The 22,339-nt window shown below is 65.5% G+C and carries 18 protein-coding genes; 5 read left to right on the top strand and 13 right to left on the bottom strand.

The genetic code is table 11. The features are described 5' to 3' along the window. Nucleotides 1-46: 46 nt before the first annotated feature. Together EBB59_RS05050 and EBB59_RS05045 are read right to left on the bottom strand one after the other, a co-directional pair. Nucleotides 47-1,168 carry an inorganic phosphate transporter gene (locus EBB59_RS05050; RefSeq protein ID WP_122101056.1) on the bottom strand — a complete coding sequence of 374 codons (1,122 nt, stop codon included), beginning with the start codon at nt 1,166-1,168 and terminating at the stop codon, nt 47-49. A gap of 10 nt (nt 1,169-1,178) precedes the next feature. Further along, the gene (locus EBB59_RS05045) at nt 1,179-1,805 is read right to left on the bottom strand and encodes a DUF47 domain-containing protein (RefSeq protein ID WP_122101055.1); all 627 of its coding nucleotides are present in this window, start codon (nt 1,803-1,805) and stop codon (nt 1,179-1,181) included. 187 nt (nt 1,806-1,992) lie between these two features. On the opposite strand from EBB59_RS05045, the gene EBB59_RS05040 reads away from it, so the two are divergent. Together EBB59_RS05040 and EBB59_RS05035 are read left to right on the top strand one after the other, a co-directional pair. Continuing rightward, the gene (locus EBB59_RS05040) at nt 1,993-3,300 is read left to right on the top strand and encodes a hemolysin family protein (RefSeq protein WP_122101054.1); all 1,308 of its coding nucleotides are present in this window, start codon (nt 1,993-1,995) and stop codon (nt 3,298-3,300) included. Then, a complete protein-coding gene (locus tag EBB59_RS05035) occupies nt 3,293-3,919 on the top strand; it encodes an exopolysaccharide biosynthesis protein (protein WP_122101053.1) in 627 nt (208 codons plus the stop codon). Before EBB59_RS05040 ends, EBB59_RS05035 begins: the two co-directional genes overlap by 8 nt. A gap of 25 nt (nt 3,920-3,944) precedes the next feature. Here the strand turns inward: EBB59_RS05035 and EBB59_RS05030 are convergent, their stop codons facing one another. From EBB59_RS05030 to EBB59_RS05020, 3 genes are all read right to left on the bottom strand, one after another. Next, nucleotides 3,945-6,107: a putative bifunctional diguanylate cyclase/phosphodiesterase gene (locus tag EBB59_RS05030; RefSeq protein ID WP_122101052.1), complete on the bottom strand. Its 2,163-nt coding sequence runs from the start codon at nt 6,105-6,107 to the stop codon at nt 3,945-3,947. After that, nucleotides 6,104-6,970, bottom strand: coding sequence for a phosphate/phosphite/phosphonate ABC transporter substrate-binding protein (locus tag EBB59_RS05025; protein WP_122101051.1), 867 nt, complete (start codon nt 6,968-6,970; stop codon nt 6,104-6,106). Before EBB59_RS05025 ends, EBB59_RS05030 begins: the two co-directional genes overlap by 4 nt. A gap of 116 nt (nt 6,971-7,086) precedes the next feature. Beyond that, complete coding sequence (locus tag EBB59_RS05020) at nt 7,087-7,854, bottom strand: RNA methyltransferase (RefSeq protein ID WP_122101050.1); 768 nt, start codon at nt 7,852-7,854, stop codon at nt 7,087-7,089. A 74-nt stretch (nt 7,855-7,928) separates the two neighbouring features. Between EBB59_RS05020 and EBB59_RS05015 the strand changes: the two genes are divergently transcribed. Further along, nucleotides 7,929-8,744, top strand: coding sequence for an inositol monophosphatase family protein (locus EBB59_RS05015; RefSeq protein ID WP_122101049.1), 816 nt, complete (start codon nt 7,929-7,931; stop codon nt 8,742-8,744). 83 nt (nt 8,745-8,827) lie between these two features. Here the strand turns inward: EBB59_RS05015 and secF are convergent, their stop codons facing one another. The 4 genes from secF to tgt all read right to left on the bottom strand — a co-directional run bounded on the left by secF (nt 8,828) and on the right by tgt (nt 13,367). Beyond that, nucleotides 8,828-9,847: a protein translocase subunit SecF gene (gene secF, locus EBB59_RS05010; RefSeq protein ID WP_122101048.1), complete on the bottom strand. Its 1,020-nt coding sequence runs from the start codon at nt 9,845-9,847 to the stop codon at nt 8,828-8,830. Between the two features lie 12 nt (nt 9,848-9,859). Next, nucleotides 9,860-11,734 carry a protein translocase subunit SecD gene (secD, locus tag EBB59_RS05005; RefSeq protein WP_122101079.1) on the bottom strand — a complete coding sequence of 625 codons (1,875 nt, stop codon included), beginning with the start codon at nt 11,732-11,734 and terminating at the stop codon, nt 9,860-9,862. Nucleotides 11,735-11,787: 53 nt separating this feature from the next. Further along, entirely contained in the window at nt 11,788-12,132 is a 345-nt protein-coding gene (gene yajC, locus EBB59_RS05000; protein WP_122101047.1) for a preprotein translocase subunit YajC, read from the bottom strand. Between the two features lie 104 nt (nt 12,133-12,236). Continuing rightward, the gene (tgt, locus tag EBB59_RS04995) at nt 12,237-13,367 is read right to left on the bottom strand and encodes a tRNA guanosine(34) transglycosylase Tgt (protein ID WP_122101046.1); all 1,131 of its coding nucleotides are present in this window, start codon (nt 13,365-13,367) and stop codon (nt 12,237-12,239) included. Between the two features lie 320 nt (nt 13,368-13,687). Here tgt and EBB59_RS14075 point away from each other — a divergent pair, with 320 nt between their 5' ends. Next, entirely contained in the window at nt 13,688-14,875 is a 1,188-nt protein-coding gene (locus tag EBB59_RS14075) for a TonB-dependent receptor plug domain-containing protein (RefSeq protein ID WP_211327691.1), read from the top strand. Continuing rightward, nucleotides 14,856-16,118 (top strand): TonB-dependent receptor, encoded by a 1,263-nt coding sequence (locus EBB59_RS14070; RefSeq protein WP_211327690.1) that lies wholly within the window; start codon nt 14,856-14,858, stop codon nt 16,116-16,118. Before EBB59_RS14075 ends, EBB59_RS14070 begins: the two co-directional genes overlap by 20 nt. 103 nt (nt 16,119-16,221) lie before the next feature. Here EBB59_RS14070 and queA read toward each other — a convergent pair whose 3' ends face one another. The 4 genes from queA to EBB59_RS04970 all read right to left on the bottom strand — a co-directional run bounded on the left by queA (nt 16,222) and on the right by EBB59_RS04970 (nt 22,264). Continuing rightward, on the bottom strand, nt 16,222-17,247 hold the full coding sequence (queA, locus tag EBB59_RS04985; protein WP_122101078.1) for a tRNA preQ1(34) S-adenosylmethionine ribosyltransferase-isomerase QueA: 1,026 nt from the start codon (nt 17,245-17,247) through the stop codon (nt 16,222-16,224). Nucleotides 17,248-17,364: 117 nt separating this feature from the next. Then, nucleotides 17,365-17,796: an Lrp/AsnC family transcriptional regulator gene (locus tag EBB59_RS04980; RefSeq protein WP_122101045.1), complete on the bottom strand. Its 432-nt coding sequence runs from the start codon at nt 17,794-17,796 to the stop codon at nt 17,365-17,367. 212 nt (nt 17,797-18,008) lie between these two features. Then, a complete protein-coding gene (locus tag EBB59_RS04975; RefSeq protein WP_122101044.1) occupies nt 18,009-21,377 on the bottom strand; it encodes an ABC transporter permease in 3,369 nt (1,122 codons plus the stop codon). Next, nucleotides 21,374-22,264: an ATP-binding cassette domain-containing protein gene (locus tag EBB59_RS04970; RefSeq protein ID WP_122101043.1), complete on the bottom strand. Its 891-nt coding sequence runs from the start codon at nt 22,262-22,264 to the stop codon at nt 21,374-21,376. Before EBB59_RS04970 ends, EBB59_RS04975 begins: the two co-directional genes overlap by 4 nt. Nucleotides 22,265-22,339 lie beyond the last annotated feature (75 nt).

The raw sequence follows: 22,339 nt of genomic DNA, 5'->3' as shown, positions 1-22,339 counted from the left end.
CCGCCAGCCTCGCCACCGCCGGCCGCGCCGTCAATGCCCGGGCGCGTCAGGCCCAGCCCAGCGACTGCGACAGACGCAGCAGACCGTAGGCGATGCCGCCGGCGGCCGGGATGGTCAATATCCACGCCCAGACGATGCGCTCGATCACGGTGAACTTGAGCGCGCGCGGGTTCTTGGCATAGCCCACGCCCATGATCGCGGTGGAGATGCTGTGGGTGGTCGAGACCGGCATGCCGAAGTGCGCGGCGGCGGTCAGGATGGTGGCCGAGGCGGTCTCGGCGGCGAAACCGTTGATCGGGTGCAGCTTGACCATCTTGTGGCCGAGCGTCTTGATGATCTTCCAGCCGCCGGCGGCGGTGCCGGCGGCCATCACCACCGCGCAGGTAACGACGATCCAGGTGGCGATGTCGGCCTCGTTGCCGCTGGCCGGGTGCAGGAAGGCGAGCATCGGCGGCAATTCGTCCAGCGCGCCGCTGGCCTCCGCGCCGAACAGGGTCAGGGCGATGATGCCCATGGTCTTCTGCGCATCGTTGTGGCCGTGCGCATACCCCATGTAGGCGGCGGAGAATATCTGCGCTTTGCCGAAGAAAGCGTTGACCCAGCGCGGCCGCGCCAATCGCGCCAACTTGCCGCCGGCCCCCGCCATCGCCGAGATGATCGCCCATAGCAGCACCATGATCACGATGCCGAGCAGGAAACCCGCCACCGGCGAAGTCACCATCGGCAGCAGCACCTTCCACAACAGGCCCTTGTTCTTGGCCCAGTTGCCGACGTTTTCCGACCAGATCAGCGCCGTCCAGTCGTTATGCGCGGCCGCCAGCGCCGCGCCGCAAAGGCCGCCGATCAACGCATGCGAGGACGAAGACGGCAGCCCCCGCCACCAGGTGATCAGGTTCCAGACAATCCCGCCAAGCAGCGCGCATAGGATCACCTGCGACGTCACCTCGACCACGCCGGTATCGATCAGCCCACTGGCGATGGTCTTGGCCACCGCCGTGCCCATCAGCGCGCCGACCAGGTTCATCACCGCGGCCAGCATCACCGCCTGCATCGGCGAGAGCACCTTGGTCGCCACCACCGTGGCGATCGAGTTGGCGGTGTCGTGGAAGCCGTTGATGAACTCGAACACCAGCGCGGTGAAGATCACCAGCAACACCAGGGTCAGCATGGCCGCGCCCTCAGCTGTTCTTGAGCACGATCTGGTAGGCGACCACGCCGGCCTCGCGGCAACGGTCGATGGCCTTCTCCAGAATCTCGAAGAACTCCTTCAGCAGGAACATGTCGGCGGCGTCCATCCGGCCGGAATAGATCTCGCGGTGCAATTCAAGGATGAGGCGATCGGCCTCCATCTCCAGCACGCGCAGGCGCTGGTTGAGCTGGCTCATCGGTTCGAGCTTCATGCTACGCAGTGCCTTCACCATTTCCACCACCACCGCCGAAGCCTGTTCGAGCATCGCCGCGCGCGGGGCGAAATCGATGTCTTCCAGACGATGCCGGGCCAGGTCGTAGCGGTCGGCGAAGCGCTCGACCTGCTTGGGTATCTTGTACAGCGCGCTGCCCAGCGATTCGATGTCCTCGCGCTCGATCGGGGTGATGAAGTTGTCCACCAGCGCATGGTTGATCTTGTCGGCGGCTACCCGCTGGCGTTGGCGGGCCAGCTTGAAGGCATCGAGGGAAGCATGCTTTTCCGGTGCCTTCAGCATGGCGTAGAGCGCCTGGGTGCTGTCGTGCGCGGCCTCGGCCGCCTCGTCCAGCAGGTCGTAGAACTGTTTGCCGGAGCCGAAGATGGTTTGCAGGGAGAACATGAGAAATACCCGAGAAAGCGCCGCTCGGCGCCCGCTTATTATGACGAAACGATGACATTTTGAGCAGACCACCCCGCACATGCGGCTGTTATGATCCCCAGCGACTTCCCCCGAACCGCCATGGACGAAGACCCCCGACCTCCGCCGCCGCGTCCACCTCTGACCCCTCCGCTACCGGGCGCGCGCCGTGCTTGAACTCCTGATCGTCATCGCCCTGATCGGGCTCAATGGCTTCTTCGCCATGTCGGAGATGGCGCTGGTCACCGCGCGCAAGCTCAAGCTCAAACAGATGGCCGAGACCTCGCGCGGCGCCGCCAAGGCGCTGACGTTGGCCGAGCAGCCGGACAACCTGCTGTCCACCGTGCAGGTCTGCATCACCGCCATCGGCCTGCTGGCCGGGCTGTTCGGCGGCGACGCCATCGGCGGCCTGATCGCGGGCTGGCTGGAGGGCCTGCTTCCCGGCATCAGCGCCTACGCCCGGCCAATCGGCATCGGCACCGCGATGACCCTGATCACCGCCGGCTCGGTGATCTTCGGCGAACTCATCCCCAAGCGCCTCGCGCTGACCCGGCCCGAAGCGATCGCCGCGGCCGTGGCCATCCCGCTCGATGCACTCGCCACCCTCTCAAAGCCCGTGGTGTTCACGCTTGGCGCCATCAACCGCGCCGTGCTGCGTCTGCTCGGCATCCAGGACGACGCGCGCAACGCCATCACCGAAGAGGAAATCCAACTGCTGGTGAGCGAAGGCCACGAGCAGGGCGTGATCGACGACGACGAACGCAACATGATGAACCGGGTCATGCGCCTGGGCGACCGCGACGCCGAAAGCCTGATGACCCCGCGCACCCGCATCGCCTGGCTGAACGCCGAAGCCGATTTCGAGGAAAACCTCGCCACCATGCGGGCGACGCCGTTCTCGCGCTATCCGGTCTATCGCGGCAACGACCAGAACGTGCTCGGGGTGCTGGAAGTGAAATCGCTGCTGCACGACCTCGACCAGACCCGGCTCGACTTGTTCCGCGAACTGCGCGAGACCGTGTTCGTCTCCGAATCGACCCAGGCGATGAAACTGCTGGAAATATTCCGCGAAGAACAGCAGTCTCTGGCGCTGGTGGTGGACGAGTACGGCGACGTCACCGGCATGGTCAGCGTCAACGACGTGATGGGCGCGGTGCTGGGCCGCTTGCAGACCGCCGAGAACTACGACAACCAACCGATGGTGGTGGTACGCGACGACGGCTCGCTGCTGGTCGACGGCTCGCTGCCGGTGGACGACCTGCGCGAGCTGCTTGGCACAAGCCGCCTGCCCGACGAGGACGCGCACGACTACCACACCGCCGCCGGCATGCTAATCGCACAGTTCGGCCGCATTCCGCACGTCGGCGAACATTTCGAATGGGCCGGCTGGCGGGTCGAAGTGGTGGATCTGGACGGCCCGCGCATCGACAAGCTGCTGCTGCAACGGCTAACGGCCGAGACCCCCGCCGATGAGTGAGGCCGGACAACGCACGACCGGCGCCCGCGCCCTGCTCGACCAACTGGCCCACGGCGATCCCGACGACGTTCTCGAACTAGGCAACATCCTCGACGGCCTGGGCCGCCGCGCCTTCGGCGTGCTGTTGTTCCTGGCCATCCCGCCGGCATTCTTCCCCGGCGTGGCGGCGCTGATCGGCAGTCCCGTGGTGGTGCTGGTCGGGCTGCACCTGCTGCTATGCCGGCAATACGTCTGGCTACCGCGACCGCTCTCCGAGCGCGGGCCGCATCGGCGGCTGGTGATCCATTTCGAGCAACGTTTCGATCGCTGGTTCCGGCGCCTGGAGCGCTGGGTCAGGCCGCGCTGGCCACGGATGATCGACCATCCGCTGTCCGGCATGTACACCGGCCTGCTGCTGATCCTACTGGGCATCCTGCTGGCATTGCCGATCCCGTTTACCAACGTGCCCTTCGCGCTGCTGTTGCTGCTGGTGGCGCTGGCGTTGCTGGAGCGCGACGGCATGTTGATGGCGATCGGTTGGGCCGCCGGCACCATCGCGGTACTAGTGCTGGGCGCGCTTTCCGGGGAGCTGGCGAGCGCGCTCGCGCACTGGATCGACGACTATCGACTCATGAGCTGAACAGCCCGGGCAAACGGCCCGGGGCTTATACCGGAGCGTCCCCTTCCGCCTGGGCGACAACGAAGCGCTGGAAATCCTCGTGGACCATCGGCCGGCCCAGCCAGTAGCCCTGGGCAAGTTCGCAGCCGGCATCGCGCAGCAGGTCGAACTGTCCCTGCTCCTCGATGCCCTCGGCCACCGTCACGATCCCCAGCGATTGCGCCATGCCGATGATGGCGCGGGTCAGCGCACGGTCGTCGGCATCGTGCAGAATGTCGGAAACGAAAGTGCGATCGATCTTCACCCCGTCCACCGGGAAACGGCGCAAGTGGCCCAGGCCGGAAAACCCCGTGCCGAAATCGTCCAGCCACAGCTTGACCCCGATCGCCCGCAGCCGACGCATCATTCCGCGCACGTCGATCGCCTCGTCCAGCACCATCGTCTCGGTCAGCTCCACGTGCAGGCCGTCCGGCGCCAGCCCGGTCTCGACCAGCACCTGGCCGATCTGCTCGGGCAACCAGGCATCGCGCAATTGGCGCACCGACAAATTCACCGAGACGAACAACTCCGGATCAAGCTCGCGCCAACTTACCGCATCCAGGCAGGCGGTGCGCAGAATCAGCGGGCCGAGCTTCTCGATCAGGCCGGTTTCCTCCGCCACCGCCACGAACGAGGCCGGCGATATGTCGGCATAACTGGGATGGCGCCAGCGCAGCAGCGCTTCGGCGCCGACCATCCGTTTGTCGGAGAACCGGAACACCGGCTGATAGGCCAGCGTCAATTCGCCGCGATCCCATGCTTCGCGCAGATCCCCTTCCATCCGCACGCGCCGCTCGACCAGTTGCTCCATGGAATGATCGTAAAAACGGAAGCAATGCTTGCCGGCGGTCTTGGCCTCGTACATGGCGATGTCGCCGTTGCGGATCAGCGTGACCGCATTCTCGGCATCGTGCGGATACAGGGTGATGCCGATCGATGCGCCGAGATAAACGCGCTGTTGGTCGTCGACCTCGACCGGCCGCGCGGTTCCGGCGACCAGCCGCTGCGCCAACCGCGCCGCCGCCACCGAAGCACCGCGCGCACCGCGCTCGCACGGCTCGATCAGGATGACGAACTCGTCGCCACCGAAACGGGCGATTTCGACGCTTTCGAGCCGTTGATCCTCGATGATCCCGCGGATGCGCCCGGCCACCTCCACCAGCACGCGGTCGCCGGCCTCGTGGCCCAAGGTGTCGTTGACCCGCTTGAAGTCATCGACATCGATGAACATCAGCGCCAGGGTAAGGCCGGGATCGCGGTGACGCAGCCGGGCCTCCAGCCGCTCGCGGAAGCTGCGCCGGTTGGGCAAATGCGTCAACGGGTCGGTAAAGGCGAGCTGGCGAATCTCGCTGTCGTGACGACGCACGCTGGCACTCATCCGGGCGAACGCGCGTTCGAGGTCGCCCACCTCGTCGCCCCGGACAGTGGCACTGGTCATCTTGACCCCGTAATCCCCCTCCTCGATCGACTTGGCGTAACCGGCCATGCGCACGATCGGGCGGATGTAATGGCGCTGCGCCAGATAGGCCACCGCCACCACGGCCAGCAGGATCAACGCCACCAGCGCCACGATCATCCAGCGATGCGCATTCGAGATTTCCTGCACGGCCTGGTCGAGTTGGGCGATGGCGGCGGCCTCGGTGCGCTGCGCGGCAACCAGCGAATAGCCGATCCGCACACCGCCCAGGCGGGTGCCTCCGAGCATGATCGGGGCCGAGACGTCGAGCAGCACCGGCGTACTCTGGATCAGCATCCCACGCGCCTTGATCACCTGCTCCGCCAGCGCATCCTGCATGCGCCGGCCATAAGTGGCGATCTCGCCGGTACCGTCGTGCAGGATGCGCCCCTGGACGTCGTAGACCATCACGTAGGCCACGTCCTTGCTGCGCTTGGTGATGCTGGCCAGTTCGCCGATCCGCTCCAGGTCGAAGTAATAGAGCGGGTTGGTCAACGAATCGGCCAGTTGAGTGATATGGACTTCGGCACGATTGCGAAGCCGCTCTTTCATCATCTGCTGCAAGGCGGTGCGGCTGAACTCGGCCACCTGCCCGCGCATCTGCATCTGCCGCTGCAACAGCAGCCCGACCAACATCGACATCGCCAGCAATACCACCGCCATGGCGGCCCACAGATGCACCTGCACCCCCATCCGCCACAGCAACCGGATCACTCCACCTCCCGACGCACGCGGACGGTCGCGGCGCGAATGTGCGCAAGCTGGGCGCGGGTTTCAGCATCGATCGGTTGGAAGGCCGTGGTACCGAAGAACGCCTTCAGCGCCGGCGCCGCGGCTGGATCGTGCCGTGCCGCCAGCAGCACTTCGCGCAGACGCTTGCGCACCGCCCCCGGCACCCGGGTACCGACCATCTCGATTCCCCTCGGCAGTCTTGGCCCGGTATGGATCAGGCGCAGCTCGTCGCGAAAAGCCGCCGGCACCCGGCTTGGCGACACCCAGTCGCCATCGTTTATCGCGCCGGCATCGACCAGCCCCTTCGCCACCCAGGTCACGATGTTGCGTTCGCTGCGGGCGAACATGAAGCCGACCGCATCCGGCCCCGGCTGGTCGTGCGGCGATAGCAATTGTTCGAGTGACAGGCCTTGGTCGAGCAGTTCGTCGGCCGGCATGAAGTAGGCGGAGGTCGAGGCCCGGTTCTGAAACGCCACGCTGCGACCGCGCAACTGCGCCAGCGAATGAATGCGGCTGCCGCGACGGACGAAGAACACCGTGGCGTAACTGGACTTGCCGCCCCGGCTGGTGCGCAGCAACGGCACGGCACCACCGCGTTCGGCTAGCAACATGCCGCCGGCCGAGGTTTCAGTAACCCAGTCGACCCGGCCACGGCGCAGATAACTGGCCATCTGCTGTACGTCCTTGGCCATCAGTATCCGGCCCTGACGGATGCCGACCTTCTCCATGCGCGGCACCACGTAATCCAGCAATGGTTTGAGCTGCTCGTAATGCGCCTTGGGATCGTCGCTGATCCGGCCCAGCACCAGGGTGTCTCCTTCGGCACGCAACTCGGGCGCGAACATTGCCAGACACAGGCAGACGAAGGCGACACGAAATGAACGATGCACAGCGACACGCACGAGCGGGACAGCGTGCAGCCTAACCGAAAACCCGCACGATTAGACGCATGCCCCGGCGCTCATGCGTCATTTTTCGCCAAGCGCGCCATGCGCTGGGCATCGGCCAGGACGCCACGGACGATACGTACCTCGCGGCTGCTCATCTCCGCCCGCAAAAAGATGCGGCGAAGTTTGCGCAACGCCGATTCCGGCGCCCGCCCCTTGTGGAAATCGATCGCGTCGAGCGTTTCCGCCAACTGGGAGAAGAAGCCCTCCAGCTCGGCGTGCGCGGCTGGCGGCTCGACACACGCCGCCACCACGCTGGCGGTGGACGCCGCCGAGGCCAGCAGCGCCATCCTCGCCTCGTAGGCCAGCACCTGCACCGCCGCCGCCACGTTCAACGAGCTGAAGGCCGGGTCGGCGGGGATGTGGATGGCGGCATGGCAGAGTTGCAGCTCGTCGTTGTCCAGCCCGGTACGCTCGCGTCCGAACACCAGCGCGACCTCCCCGCCTTCGCCAGCCGCCGCCACCGCGCGTTCGACTGCCTTGCGCGGCGGCAGTTCCTCCAGCGCGATGCGCCGGCTGCGCGCGGTACAACCGAGCACCAGCCGGCAATCGGCGACGGCTTCCCCGAGCGTGGCGAACACCGGCGCATCGAATACCAGCGCCTCAGCGCCCGCGGCCATCGAGACGGTGACGAGATCGGGCTGTTTTTCCGGCGCCACCAACACCATCCGGGTCAACCCCATGGTGCGCATGGCGCGGGCGGCGGCGCCGAGATTGCCTGGATGCTGGGTACCGACCATCACGATGCGGATGCGCGCGGCGATTGGGTTCAGATGGCTCATTGCGCGAATGGTAAACTGCGCCGCCCGGCAACGAAGCCGGGCCTCGTTCTTTATTCAACCAGGCGGCCCACTCCATGCAGAAACCTGCAGTCACCCTTATGGTCAAGGCGGCGCGCGCCGCCAGCAACGTGCTGATGCGCAACCTCGGTCGCCTCGAGGCGCTCAACGTCGTCGAGAAAGGCCGCCAGGATTACGCCAGCGAAGTGGACGCTCAGGCCGAGGAAGCCGCGATCCGCGAACTGCGCCGCGCCGCGCCGGACTACGCCATCCTCGGCGAGGAAGGCGGCCAGCTCGGCAAGGGCCGCAACGTCTGGGTGATCGACCCGCTCGACGGTACCAGCAACTACCTGCGCGGCCTGCCGCACTACTGTGTCTCCATCGCCCTGGTCGAGAACGGCGAGCCGGTCCACGGCGTGATCTTCGACCCGCTGCGCAACGAACTGTTCACCGCCAGCAAAGGCAGCGGCGCGGTGCTGAACGACCGCCGCATCCGCGTGGCCGAACGCAAGACCCTGGAAGGCGCCCTGGTCGCCACCGGCTTCCACCCGCGCGAACGCCAGCGCACCGGCGCGCAGCTCGAATGCGCGCGCCAGCTCATGACCCAGGCCGAGGACCTGCGCCGCACCGGCTCCGCCGCGCTGGATCTGGCCTACACCGCCTGCGGCCGCCTCGATGCCTACTTCGAGGCCGGCGTCAAACCCTGGGACATCGCCGCCGGCATCCTGCTGGTACGCGAGGCCGGCGGAAAGGTCAGCGATTTCAAAGGCGCCCCGACCGCGCCGGTGGACGCACGCGGGATCGACAGCCGTGGCATCGTCGCCGGCAATCTGAGACTGGCCGAGGCGCTCCAGAAGACCATCGTCGACAGCGGCTACGCCGGCACGTTCTGACACGCGGAAACGACGACGCCGGGCATCGCCCGGCGTCTCTCTAACTCGATACGAAGCCGGGCAAGCCCCCGGCTTTCGCATGCTCAGGGCCGGCGCGCCAGCGCCGCCTCGTCACGCGCCTTCGGCAGCAAGTCCTGCTTGGTCACCCTCAGCGGGCCGAAGGTCAGCAGGTTGCACGCGATGAAGATCGAGGAAAGAGTACCGATCACGATGCCCAGCATCTGCGAGACCGCCATGCCCTCCAGCGAACCGCCGCCATACATATACAGCGCCAGGCCGGTCAGGAATGCCACCACTGAGGTGATGATGGTGCGCGAAAGCGTCTGATTGACCGAAACGTTGAGGATCGTGTTCGGATCGGCTCGCATGGTGCGGAAGTTCTCGCGCACGCGGTCGAACACCACGATGGTGTCGTTGATCGAGAACCCCATCACCGTCAGCAAACCCGCCAGCAGGGTCAGGTCGAATTCGCGCTGGGTGAGCGCGAAAAAGCCGGCCACCACCAGCACGTCGTGCAGGGTGCAGAGGATCGCCGCCACCGCGAACTTCCACTCGAAACGGAAGGCGATGTAGGCCATGAAGCCGATCAGCACGAACAGCATCGCCAGCACCGCGTTCCTGGCCAGGTCGCGGCCCACCTGGGCGCTGATCACCGAGCTGGAACGCACTTCGGCCGGATTACCGGCGACCGAGGCGGCACTGGCGATGCGCTGGGCGATGCCGGCGGCGGCGGATTCGCCATCCGCGCCCCGTCCACCGACTTCGCCAGTCTGCGCGGCATGGCGGCCATCGTCCTGCAAGCGCACCAGCAGGTCGCTGCCGGTGCCGTAGGTCTGTACCTGGGCGCTTGCGAAACCGGCCTTTTCCAGACGTTCGCGCACGGCATCGACACCCGGCGGCCGCTCGAAGTGCAACTCGACGCCGACGCCGCCGGTAAAGTCCAGCGCGTAGTTGAAGGCCACGCCCTTGGCGAACTGGTTGTAGGCGATCGCGCCGAATGCGCCGATGGCCAGCAACAGCGCCGCCAGCAGCGAAACCGTGCGCAGGCGCAGGAAGTCGATGCGGGTGTCGTTCGGGATCAGGTGGAGCGGAAAGATCTTCATGTGGGTACTTCCTCAGATCGCGATCGACTTCAGCTTCTTGCGGCCGCCGTAAATCAGCGTGGCCAACGCGCGCGACACCGTCACCGCGGTGAATACCGAGGTCAGGATGCCGATCACCATCGTCACCGCGAAGCCCTTCAGCGGGCCGGTGCCGAAGGCGTACAACGCGACGCCGGCCAAGAGCGCGGTCATGTTGGAGTCGAAAATCGTGCCGGAGGCCTTGTCGTAGCCGGTGGCGATCGCCGCCTTGGCCGGCATGCCGGCGCGCAACTCCTCGCGGATACGTTCGTTGATCAGTACGTTGGCGTCCACCGACATGCCCACCGACAAAGCCAGGCCGGCGAAGCCCGGCAGGGTCATGGTGGCGCCGAACAGCGACAGCACCGCCACCACCATCAACAAGTTCATGAGCAGCGCGGCACAAGTGACCAGGCCGAACATCCGGTAATAGACCATGAAGAAGGCCAACGTGAACAGGAAGGCGAAGGCCACCGCCTGGGTGCCGCGCTCGACGTTCTCCTTGCCGAGACTCGGGCCGATCGTGCGCTGGTCGGCAAAGAACATCGGCGCCGCCAGCGCGCCGGATTTCAACTGCCGGGCCAGACTCTGCGCCTCGTCCTGCGACAGGCCGGTCGTGTGGAACTGGTTGCCGAACACGCCCTGGATGGTCGAAGCGCTGATCACCCGTTCCTCGATGCGCGACCCCTGCACTTCCTTGCCATCGACCATGCTCACGGTCGGGATGCGTTCGATGTAGACGATGCCGAGGCGCTTGCCGACGTTCTCCATGGTGTGGTCGAGCATGCGTTTGCCGCCCGCGGCGTTCAGCGTGATGCTGACATCCGGCGAACCGCTCTGCTGGTCGACGCCCGGCACCGCCGAGAGCAACTGGTCGCCGGATACCAGCACGCGCTTGGAAAGCAGGATCGGCGCGCCGCTCTGCTGCTTGTAAAGGCGCGAATCCGGCGGCACCTGGCCACTGGCCTCGGCCGCGGCGGCGGTCGCCTCGTCACCGGTCACGGCGCGAAACTCCAGCGTCGCGGTCGCGCCGATCTGGCGCTTGGCCTCGGCGGTGTCCTGGAGGCCCGGCAGCTGAATCACCAGGCGGTCGGCGCCCTGCCGTTGCAGCACCGGCTCGGCCACGCCCAGCGCGTTGATGCGCTCGGCGATGACGGTGCGGTTCTGGTCGACCGCATCAACCGCGATCTTGTTGATGTCGGCCTCGGACAGGCGCGCGGTCAACGTGGCGCCTTGCGCGGCCCAGGTGAAGCCGGGGCCGCCAGCGGCGGGACTGCCCAGCCCCTTCACCAACGCGGCGCGCGCGGCATCGGCATTGCCGCCGGCTTGCAGCGTAACGATCACGCTGTGATCGGGCCGAACGTCCACCGAGCGGTATTGGATGCGCGCATCGCGCAGGAGGCTGCGCATGTTCTCGGCGTAGGCGTCCATCCGCTTCTGCACCGCCGCCTGCTGATCCACCTGCATCAGGAAGTGGATGCCGCCCTGCAAGTCGAGACCCAGCGACATCGGATTGGCGCCAAGCGCATCCAGCCACTTCGGCACCGTCGGCAGCAGGTTCAACGCCACCGAATAATCCTGGCCCAGCGTGTCGCGCAGGGCGTCCTGCAACTGGGTCTGCTGGTCGGGCGAGGCGAGTCGCACCATCACCGTGTCGTCCCCATCCATCTCGACGGACTTCGGTTTGAGACCGGCATCGGCCAGACCCGCCTCCACCTTCTGCCGCAGTACGACGCCGGTGGCGGCGCCGCGGTTGGCAGTCACCTGCACCGAGGGATCCTTCGGGTACAGGTTGGGCAACGAATAAAAGGTACTGGCCAGCAACACCAGGACGATGACGGCGTATTTCCAGCGCGGAAACTCAAGCATGACGATCACCCGCACGGCGCCATGCGCGCCGCGCGATCAGGGTTGAAGGAAGATCAGGACGCTTTCAGCGAACCCTTGGGCAGCACATTGGCGACCGCGCCTTTCTGCACGCGCACGCGCACGTTCTCGGCGATCTCGACGGTGACGAAGTTGTCGCCGATATCGGTAACGACGCCGGCCAGGCCGCCATTGGTGATGACCTCGTCCCCTTTGTTGAGCGCGCCCAACATCGCCTTGTGCTCTTTGGCGCGCTTCATCTGCGGACGAATCATCAGGAAGTACATGATCGCGATCAGCGCGATGGGAAACAGCATGGTGCTCATCATGCCCGGCGCCGCCGGCTGGCCCGCCGCTGCTTGAGCATGCGCGGCCGGGATGAGGAGATCGAGGAAATTCATCGGTCTGTACCTGAGTCTTTGTCGTTGAGCGAACGGGAGATTATGCCATGTGGCCGGGAGCCCCCGGATTCAAGCGCAAAGCGGCCGCGGAATGCCCGGCGTGCTCAGCCATCGCGCCCGCGCGCGGCATAAAAGGCGGCGCGGAAATCGGCGAAACGCGCCTGTTCGATCGCCTCGCGCATCCCCGCCATCAGGCGCTGGTAATAACGCAGATTGTGCAGGGTGCCGAGCATCGGCGCGAGCATCTCGTTGCAGCGGTCGAGGTGACGCAGATAGCCGCGGGAAAAGCCGTTCGCGCAGGCGTAGCAATCGCAGCCTTCCTCGATTGGCCGGAGGTCGCGCTCGTACTTCGCGTTGCGGATGCGCACCGTGCCGGTGGAGGTGAAGAAATGACCGTTGCGGGCGTTGCGGGTCGGCATCACGCAATCGAACATGTCCACCCCGCGCGCCACCGCCTCGACCAAGTCTTCCGGCCGGCCCACGCCCATCAGGTAACGCGGGCGGTCGGCGGGCAGTTGCGGCGCGGTGTGATCGAGCATGGCATTGCGTTCGGCCTCGCTCTCGCCGACCGCCAGCCCGCCGATGGCGTAGCCATCGAAGCCGATCGCTTTCAGCCCCTCCGCCGAGCGCGTGCGCAGATCGTGATGAACGCCGCCCTGGACGATGCCGAACAGCGCGGCGTCGTTACCCGCGTGCGCGCGCTTGCTGCGCTCGGCCCAGCGCAGGGAGAGCTGCATCGAGCGTTCGATCAAGCCCTTGTCAGCCGGCTTGCCGTCGATGTTCACCGGCGGGCATTCGTCGAAGATCATCACGATGTCGCTGCCCAGCACTTTCTGGATATGCATGGACGCTTCCGGGCCGAGAAACACCTTGCGCCCGTCGGTGGGCGCGGCGAACGTGACGCCGGCCTCGTCGATCTTGCGCCGATGCGCCAGCGAAAACACCTGGAAACCGCCGGAATCGGTGAGGATCGGGCCAGCCCAGCGGCCGAAGCCATGAAGTCCGCCATGCGCCTCGATCACCTCCAGCCCCGGCCGCAGCCACAAGTGGAAGGTGTTGCCGAGGATGATCTCCGCGCCAAGCTGGCGGATCTGCTCGGGGAAGACGCCCTTCACCGAGCCGTAGGTGCCGACCGGCATGAAGGCCGGCGTTTCGACGCTTCCGCGCGGGAAATGCAAGCGGCCGCGACGGGCGGCGCCATCGCGGCCGATGAGTTGAAAAGACATGCGTGACATCGGCGGAATTATCGCAGATGCCCCACGCCCACGAAGCGGGACGTTGCCCGCCGATGGGCGCCGAACACCGCGCGCGTTCCGGCATCACGACTTCATCCACAGACAGCCCTTGTTGCGTTGACGCCGCCCGCTTCCAGGGGGATGAGAGAACGTCGCCAACACCTACCGCCCCGACAAGCCATGACCAGCGGACCGATGCACCGCACCATCGTTAAGGCTTCGTTGCTGTTTCGTGAAGCACGGGTTAATGTCCGCCAAGGTCACGGTGCTTCGCATCGTGGCCAGCCAGCGCATCCAACACCCCATTTCTGGAGTCAGCCATGCCCAAGCTCCCAAAGCTCAAGAAAACCGTACTCGCCACGCTATTGACCACGCCGCTCATCGCCGGCATGGCCCATGCCCAACAGCCCGCGCCCCAACCCGCCGACGAACATCATTCGGCCGACACCCTGGACAAGGTGGTAGTCACCGCGCGCAAGCGTAACGAGACGATCCTCGAAGTGCCGATGAACATCACGGCGATCTCGGCCAGCGAGCTTAAGGAGCGCAACCTCAGCAGCGTGCAGGACATCTACCGCACCATCGCCGGCGGCGCCAGCCCCACCGGACAATTGATCCTGCGCGGCTTGAGCGGCGGCAATACGGCCTCCCCAGGCACCACCAGCCAATTCGTGGATGGCATCCCGCTCGGACTCGCCAACATCTTCGATGTGGAACGCGTCGAAGTCTTGCGCGGCCCGCAAGGCACGCTGTGGGGTTCCAACGCCATCGGCGGCACGGTGCAGATCGTGACGGTCAAGCCACAAATGAACGAGTGGGAGGTCTTCGGTACTTATCGCCTGGGCAGTGAAAAAGATGTGGCAGGTATCAATCGCCGCATCGAAGCGGGCCTCAACATCCCCCTGGTCAATGACCGTCTGGCCGCCCGCATCGTCGCCAGCACCGCCGAATCCCCCGGCAAGATCGTCAACGCCGCCACCGGCGTGCAAGCCAACGGCAAGGCCGACTTCCTCCGCGCCCAGTTGCAATGGGAGCCGACGGAAGAGATGTTTTTCAACTTCGGCTATATCACCAGCAAGAGCAAGAACGTCGGCACCCGCCTGGCGGACCGCTCCAAGCCCGGTTTCTACCGAGTCGCCAGGTTCAGCGAAAATCCCGGCTCTCCCTGGGGATTCGATGTCAACTATGACCAAGTGACCTGCGACCCCAATTGGGAGCGCCCGGCCTGCCTCTCGGGCGCCAATACCCGGGTCAAGGCGCCTTCGCGCTACACCGTGCACGAATTGATGGATAACTGGAGCAAAGGCCGCACCAACCTGGCCTCGATAAGCGCCGGCCACGAGAACCTGTTCGGTTTCGCTTCGCTCAACTATGTCGGCTCCTACCGCGAATACACCGGGTCTTCGCTCGACAACTGGTCGCGCCTGGATATGGACGACATGATGAAGACCTGGATCGTCACCCAAGAACGCAGCAAGCGCATCACCCATGAGATTCGCCTGCAATAACAACGAACGCATGGGCGGCTTCGACTGGACGGTCGGCATGTTCCAGGACCGCTATTGGGAACCCTACAAGCCCGACCAGCAGTGGCAATATCACGAGAACACGCCACGCGGCATCGCCTTGTTCTCGGACTGGGCCGATAAAAGCGTGGGAGGAATATGGGGGCCCGATTGGGCGAAACAGGGCATCCACAACGTGGCCGATCTGGGTCGCGTGCTGTACGGCGACCCATCCAAGAACTACAACCTGACCAACCTATATTCCATGACCAAGGAGTTCGCCGCATTCGGCGAGGCCAGCTATCAGTTCGACACCTCTATCGGCAAGATCGAGCTGACCGGCGGACTGCGCTACTTCAAGCTGGAAGACGTTTCCGGCTATTCCCGCAGCGGCATCTGGGTCGGCCCGCGGACCGATACCGCATGGCTCGGCGGCAAGGAATCGGGCAACCGGAAGAAGTTCAGCGTCTCGTGGATGCCCAACGAGGACATGAACATCTACGCCCTGTACTCCGAAGGTTATCGTCCTGGCGGCAACAACGGGCCATTGCCGAACGCTTGCCTCAAGGACGAATATGCCCCCCAACACACGCCCCGCTACACCAGCGACCGCATCGACAACTACGAAGTGGGGTTCAAGGGCGCATTCCTCGACCGTCGCCTGCGGCTGGCTTCCGCCATCTACAACATCGACTGGACCGATGTCCGTACCAGCATCTATATGCCGAGTTGCGGTTTCAGCTACACCGCCAACGCCGCCAACGCCCGCTCGCGCGGCGTTGAACTGGAAAGCTCGATATATCTCGGCGCCAGCACCATGCTGACCTTCAACGCCTCGTATACCGATTCGAAGATGCTCAGCGCCGTACCCGTGCTGGGCGCGAAAAAGGGCGACGACATGACGATGGTGCCGAAATACAACGCTTATCTGTCCATCGACCATGAGCTTGAGATGTTCCAGAAGCCCACGTTCATCCGTGCCGACATCGCCGCCTATGGCGCCTACAAATCGCACTTCAACGTGCGTGACGCGGATCGCTCGCCGGCCTACAAGACCCTCAACCTGTCAGGCCGAATGGAGTTGAACGACCAGATCACCATGAGTCTGCACCTCAACAACGTCCTCAACGAGAAATACGTCACCTACAAATCGGCGAGTTCGCGTTCATCCAACCGCGCGGCCTTGTATGAAATCTATGGCGAAGGTCGCAGCGTCGCACTTCGCATCGATTACAAGTTCAGGTGAGCGATCGGCTCGCAGTCCCGAACCCCGCGGCCTGGCTGCGGGGTTCTTGCTTGCCGGCGCATTCGTCATTCGCGCCCCGGGGTAATACCAGGCGTGATCGTTCTCACCGGCCCCAGAGCAGCATCGCATCCCCATAGCTGAAAAAGCGGTAGCGGCGCGCCACCGCGTGCGCATAGGCGACGAGGATGCGCTCGCGCCCGGCGAAAGCCGAAACCAGCATCAGCAGCGTGCTTTCCGGCAGGTGGAAGTTGGTCAGCATCGCGTCCACGCTCTCGATGCGATAACCGGGAAAGATGAATATCCGGGTCTCGCCGGCGAACGGCTGTAGCTGGCCGTCGCGCATCGCGCTCTCCAGCGCGCGCACCACCGTGGTGCCGACCGCAATCACCCGGCCGCCGCGCGCGCGGGTTTCGCGCACCTGCCGCACCAACTCCGCGCCGACGTTCAGCCATTCGCTGTGCATGACGTGCTCGTGCGCGTTTTCGGCGCGCATCGGCTGGAAGGTGCCGGCACCGACGTGCAGCGTGACGTGGCCGAACTCGACGCCCTTCGAGCGCAGCGCGTCCAGCAACGGCTGGTCGAAATGCAGGCCGGCGGTCGGCGCGGCCACCGCGCCGGTATGCCGGGCGAACACGGTCTGGTAGCGCTCGGCGTCGGCGGCGTCCGGCATGCGCTCGATGTAGGGCGGCAGCGGCAGACGGCCGGCATCGACCAGCCATTTCTCCAGCGGCTGGCCGATATGGAAGCGCAGGTGGTAGAACGCATCGTCGCGGCCCAGCACTTCGACTTCGCCCCCGGCATCCAGTTCGATGCGGCTGCCCGGCTTCGGCGCCTTGCTGGCGCCAATCTGCACGCGCGCCTCGTTTTCCGGCAGCAGGCGTTCGATCAGGATTTCCACCCGTCCGCCGCTGGTCTTCCGCCCGAACAGCCGCGCGGGGATCACCCGGGTGTCGTTGAACACCAGCAGATCGCCCTCGCGCAAAAGCGCCGGCAGTTCGCGGATGCCGCGATCGGCGAACCCGCACTCGCCGGCCGGCACCACCAGCAGCCGGCTGGCGGAACGCTCGGGCAGCGGCGCCTGGGCGATCAGCTCGGGCGGCAAGTCGAAACGGAAATCGGATTTTTTCATGACGGGCCGGGTCGTGATCGGGATTGGCGCGGCCAATCGGCTATCGGAAATGGACACGCTTTCCATTGTCCTCGATTACCGTCGGCGGCGTGGATGCGCGCGGTTCCATGCCGACGATCAACGCTCGAATTTGGTGGAAAGAATGATCGCCGAGGTGGTGCGCTCCACGCCCTCGATCATGCCGATGCGATCGGTCAGCGCGTCCATCGCCTCGACATCCGACGCGACGCCGAAGGCAATCAAATCGGACGGGCCGCTGACCGAATGCAGCGCTCGCACTTCCGGTATCGCCTTCAACTCGGCGATCACCGTCGGCATCTGACGCGGGGCCAGCGTGACCATGATGTGGGCGCGCACGTGGCCGCGTTCGGCTTCATCGCTGACCCGCACGCCGTAACCGGTGATCACGCCATCGCGCTCGAGCCGGTCGATCCGGCTTTGCACCGTGGTGCGCGAGAGCTTGAGCCGGCGCGCGATCTCAGCGGTGGAGGCGCGGGCGTTCTCACGCAGCAGGCTCAACAGTGACTGGTCGGCGGCGGTGATCTTCATCGGTGGGAAGCCAAACGGAGCGATTTCGTCGGATCGACGAAATAATCCGGCATTTCCCCGGATTCCGCACTACTTGAGCCGGATATCCCACGCAGTCCGCTCCGGCAGCCTGCCATTCATCCATCGGGTATCCCGGACAAGGTGCATGGAAATACGGCCCGAGGTTTCGCCGGCGACGAGTGGCCGCCGCCGGCGCTTCCCTCCCTAACGCGTCATTTCTGTTTCGCCGACAAAACGGCATTGTCCTCCGGAGTACGTTCGAAACCCGGGGCGACATCTAAATACAGCACCTCCGGCACGGCCTGGCCAGCGACGGATGGCGCCAACGCCTCGCGCGCCGTTGGCGGGAACAGCCAGCGCTGCGCGGATGGAGGTTGCGGCAACGCTTCCCAATTGCCCCGCGCCCATTGCCAGCGTTTCCCCGTCGCCTTGCGCGCGGATGCATCGAAATGAATGTCGTATGCCTGCGGTGGCCCCAGCAATGCCGCCATGCCCGCCATCGGCAGCACGGTCATCGCCTGTTCGCCGGCCGCCACGCGCCGGGCCAATGAGAGAAGGCCGGTCGCGCCGTGTTGACGCAGCCAGGACAACGATGCCTGCGCGCCATAAGGCCGCACCCAATCGGCCGCGCGCGCTTGCGCCAACGGGCCGACCGGTACTTCGCTCTCCACCAGCGCCTGACCAGCGGCTTCACTGGAGTGACCGATCAACGCCGCGAAAGCGCTCATGCCATCGGTCTCGCCGACGCATTGCAAGCCCAGTGCTTCGGGCAGCGCCAGTGTCAGGGCCTGGCTGCCCTCGGCATGACGGATGCCACTGCGCGAGAGCAATTGTCCCCTGACCAGCGTCGCGGCAATTTCAGCGCGGCGCAGCCAGCGGCCCATACCCGTTGTTCCGGCATCCCAGTTGGGGGCCTCGGCCAGCAGCAGGCGGCCATCCACGTAGCGACTTTCCTGGAGACCGCGCGGCCATTGCACCACTTCGCGCACCGGCAGCGATTCGCCCAGATGAGCCGCCACGCAACGGGCCATGTCCGCCACATCCTTGGCGACCTGCGGTGCGATACCGGCACGCTGGCGGTCATAGCGCATGTCAAGGCCCCCGACCTTGGCCTCCTTCAGCGAGGCTATCCGGGTGAACGCGAAATTCAATGCGCCATCGGTATTTCCGCTCGCCAGCATCCGTCCCCCGGCATCGCGCAATGTCCAGCGCCAGTCCGCCGGAGGCGCTGCGTGCTGCAATACCGCACTGGCCACCGCTGGCGCCAGTCGCGGTTGCGCCGGCAAACCGTGGGTTTCGCGTTCCATCGGCAGACGCAACAAGGCATCGTTGTCCACGCCCAGATTCGGCATCACATCGGCCGCCAGCAGCCAGATGTCGTCACCATCCATCCACTGCGGCATGACACCGGTGCGCGCAACCCGTTCGCGGGTATGCCAGCCGCCGGCATCGAGCCGCCAATGCAGTGTGATTTCACAAGACACGGCCTCTTTGCAACCGTGCAGGGGCAGCACCCATTGTTCGCCGATGCGCGCGCCGTGCAGGACATCCTCCCCTTGCACGGCATTTATCTCGCTAACGCCTGGCGGCAGGCGGAAAAACAGATGGCCGCTATCGGTACGCACGCCATGCAAACGCCACTGCCCGGTCAATCCCGGCAAGGCCGAGTCCAGTCGCAGATCGACTTCGCCCCCCGCCACCGAGAAGGCACCGAACGATGCCCACCACTCACGCTCCCAAGCGGCCTGTTCGGCCATGGTGGTCGTCCGGGCCGCGTAGTCGCCACGGCTTACGTAGCCTGTGTGCAGCACCGGCAGCACCGCCAGCCACCCCAGCAGAAGCACCGCCGCCACCGGCCCCACGCCCTGTCGCCAGCGAAGACGTAAGCGTTCGCCCAGCGCGCGGCGCCCCGGCTCCTCGGTACCGGCCGGGCTCACCCACATCGCCAGCACCACGCACAACAATGCCAACAGCAGTTTGAACGAGATCAGCCAAAACAAGTTGGCCGACCACGGCGACAACCCCGAGAGCCCGGAGATGGCCGGATAAATCGGCATCGCGAAGCGCATGGGCGGATAACTTACAAGGCCCACCCTGTCGTTGACGAACAATACGAACGCCAGCAGGATGGCGCAGGCATGTGCCGCTCCCGTATGCCGAATCAGGGCGTGCAGCAGGATCGTCAGCCCGGCCAACTCCAGGAACGACGGCAATATCAACGCCAGTTGATAGGCCAATGGCATTGCCCAGGCCATTCCCTGTCCGCCAGACACAGCCACCAGCGCGGCGGAAATGGCCACCGTCAGGCACAACGCCAAGGTCAGGGAAAACACGCACAGCGCGCGTCCAACCAGACGCACGGACAGCGGGGCGGCCGTGGCGTCGAGCATCTCGTCCAAGCCCGGCAATTGATCTCTCCGCCACTGCACGCCGGTCAATGCCACCACCAGCATTGCCAGTACCAGATAGAACATCTGGTTCAACAGCGGCATGACCAACTCAGGGCTCGGCAAGAGCGGACCTTCGGCATGCTGCACGATGTACATCAGCCCCGAAGCGCTCTGTGCAAACACCAAGGCCAGACAAATTCCCCAGAACCAGGGACGCAGCGCGACGCGGCGAATCTGCCAGCCCGCTTCCTTCAGCGCGGCCCCGGTCCAGCCCAGCGGGCCGACGCGCCCCGGCGCGGACAAGGCCAGATTTGACACGGACGGCGGACGGCGATGCCCGGTGTGGATACGGCGCTGTTTCGGCACCCCCTCTCCCACCAGGTGCTCCCGCCGGGTACGCCACAACGTCACCGCCAGCAGCAGCAATGGCGCACCGCACCAGATCAGGCGGTTGAGCAGGAATACGCCATCGAGTCCGGGCACCTGCGTGGCTTTCTGCCAGGGTGTCCATTGTTCGACCTGCGCTTCGGTCAACGCATAGGCGGACGGATCCAGCAGCAACGGCAACACCGAGCCGGACTGGGCATCCTTCAGCATCATCGCGCTCATCCAGCACACCACCAGCAGGGCGGCCAGGACGAACGGGCCAAGCAGGCCGCGCCAGCGCAACATGGCCACCATGTAAAGACTGCCCGCGCCGATCGCCAAAGGCAGGGTGTAGACGAAGAAACTGAACAACAGTGCCCGCACCGGCACCGGCCCGATGGCCTCGGCCGGCACCCAGCCAAGCGTACCCAGCACAGGCACCAGCAGGAACCCGGCCACGTAGGTGCACCCCACCAGCACCGCCACACCCAGCGCGCCGCAGAACCGCGCCAGTAGCCAGCCCCGCAAACCGAACGGCGCGGCGTAGATCACTTCATGCAGACAGGCCACCCGGTCGCGGCGTATCGGCTGGGCGAACAACCAAGCCCAGATGAAAAACAGGAAGAACGCATTGCCGGCCGCCATCAGGCACAGGATCGCCGGAGCATTGCGCGGGATGTCCACCGCCCCCATCTGGCGCAGATAATCGGCGCTGGTCAGCACCGTCAGCAGATGCACGGTCAGCAGCAAATACACCAGCGGCACCAGCACGCCGCGCAGCCCCTGACGGAATTCATCGAACGTTTCTCTGAGCCAGAACCTCATGCCGAGCGTTCCTCCGCTCCGGCCGCCTTCAGCGCCAGGTGATAAGCCTCCTCCAGGCGTGGCGGGAACGGCACGTAGCCCGGTGGTGGCGATGCCGCCTCGATCACCGCCAACGTGCCAGTCGCCACCGCAACCAGCTGCACCTCCCGCTCCGGCAACGCCTCGCCACGCGGGACGATCCGCGACCAGAGCCGCCCAGCCAACGGCCGTACCAATTCCGCCGGTGCGCCCTCGGCAACGATACGACCGCCAGCGAGAATCGCCACGTGCTGACAGAGGTGCTCCACATCCTCGACGATATGGGTCGAAAGCAGCACCATGGCATCGTCGGCGACTTCCGCCAGCACCCGATGGAAACGATTCCGCTCGGCCGGGTCGAGTCCGGCGGTCGGCTCATCCACGATCAACAGACGCGGCCGCCCAAGCAACGCGATAGCGATACCGAAACGGCGAAGCATGCCCCCGGAATAAGTCGCCACCGGACGATCCGCCGCATCCAGCAGGTTGACCCGCTCCAAGAGTTGCGTCACTTCCTGGCGCCGCTCGGCACGTTGCGCGCGCCCCTTCAACCAAGCGAAGCGTTCCAGCAACGTCCAGGCATTCACGCCAGGATAGGCGCCGATCTGTTGCGGCAGATATCCCAGGCGCTGCCGCAGGTAATGCGGATCGGCCAGTACGTCGTGACCATCGAGATGGATTCCCCCCTCGTCCGGTCGCTGCAAGCCCGCCAACGTGCGCATCAGCGTGCTCTTGCCGGCGCCGTTGGGCCCCAGCAGTCCGAACAGCCCCGGCCGCACGTCCAACGACACGCCTTGCAGCGCGTGAACCCCATTGGCATAGGTCTTGGTCAGGCCGGCCAGCCGCAGCCCCGAGTGAATCTCACCCATCGTGTCTTACTCTCCCATGTGTATTGGCGCGCGGCTCCAGGTAAATCGCCCGCAACGGCATGGCATGGTGGAGCA

The sequence above is a fragment of the Solilutibacter pythonis genome (assembly GCF_003697345.1).
Taxonomy (GTDB): Bacteria; Pseudomonadota; Gammaproteobacteria; order Xanthomonadales; family Xanthomonadaceae; genus Solilutibacter; species Solilutibacter pythonis.
The sequence above is the reverse complement of the archived record's forward strand: the minus strand, read 5'-3'. Positions and strand labels throughout refer to the sequence as shown.

Excerpts from the sequence above, each read along its gene's own strand:
- EBB59_RS05050 (WP_122101056.1), bottom strand. The coding sequence starts at position 1,168 with ATGCTGACCCTGGTGTTGCTGGTGATCTTCACCGCGCTGGTGTTCGAG.
- EBB59_RS05045 (WP_122101055.1), bottom strand. The coding sequence starts at position 1,805 with ATGTTCTCCCTGCAAACCATCTTCGGCTCCGGCAAACAGTTCTACGAC.
- EBB59_RS05035 (WP_122101053.1), top strand. The coding sequence starts at position 3,293 with ATGAGTGAGGCCGGACAACGCACGACCGGCGCCCGCGCCCTGCTCGAC.
- EBB59_RS05025 (WP_122101051.1), bottom strand. The coding sequence starts at position 6,970 with ATGTTCGCGCCCGAGTTGCGTGCCGAAGGAGACACCCTGGTGCTGGGC.
- EBB59_RS05020 (WP_122101050.1), bottom strand. The coding sequence starts at position 7,854 with ATGAGCCATCTGAACCCAATCGCCGCGCGCATCCGCATCGTGATGGTC.
- EBB59_RS05015 (WP_122101049.1), top strand. The coding sequence starts at position 7,929 with ATGCAGAAACCTGCAGTCACCCTTATGGTCAAGGCGGCGCGCGCCGCC.
- secF (WP_122101048.1), bottom strand. The coding sequence starts at position 9,847 with ATGAAGATCTTTCCGCTCCACCTGATCCCGAACGACACCCGCATCGAC.
- secD (WP_122101079.1), bottom strand. The coding sequence starts at position 11,734 with ATGCTTGAGTTTCCGCGCTGGAAATACGCCGTCATCGTCCTGGTGTTG.
- yajC (WP_122101047.1), bottom strand. The coding sequence starts at position 12,132 with ATGAATTTCCTCGATCTCCTCATCCCGGCCGCGCATGCTCAAGCAGCG.
- tgt (WP_122101046.1), bottom strand. The coding sequence starts at position 13,367 with ATGTCACGCATGTCTTTTCAACTCATCGGCCGCGATGGCGCCGCCCGT.
- EBB59_RS14075 (WP_211327691.1), top strand. The coding sequence starts at position 13,688 with ATGCCCAAGCTCCCAAAGCTCAAGAAAACCGTACTCGCCACGCTATTG.
- EBB59_RS14070 (WP_211327690.1), top strand. The coding sequence starts at position 14,856 with ATGAGATTCGCCTGCAATAACAACGAACGCATGGGCGGCTTCGACTGG.
- queA (WP_122101078.1), bottom strand. The coding sequence starts at position 17,247 with ATGAAAAAATCCGATTTCCGTTTCGACTTGCCGCCCGAGCTGATCGCC.
- EBB59_RS04980 (WP_122101045.1), bottom strand. The coding sequence starts at position 17,796 with ATGAAGATCACCGCCGCCGACCAGTCACTGTTGAGCCTGCTGCGTGAG.
- EBB59_RS04975 (WP_122101044.1), bottom strand. The coding sequence starts at position 21,377 with ATGAGGTTCTGGCTCAGAGAAACGTTCGATGAATTCCGTCAGGGGCTG.
- EBB59_RS04970 (WP_122101043.1), bottom strand. The coding sequence starts at position 22,264 with ATGGGTGAGATTCACTCGGGGCTGCGGCTGGCCGGCCTGACCAAGACC.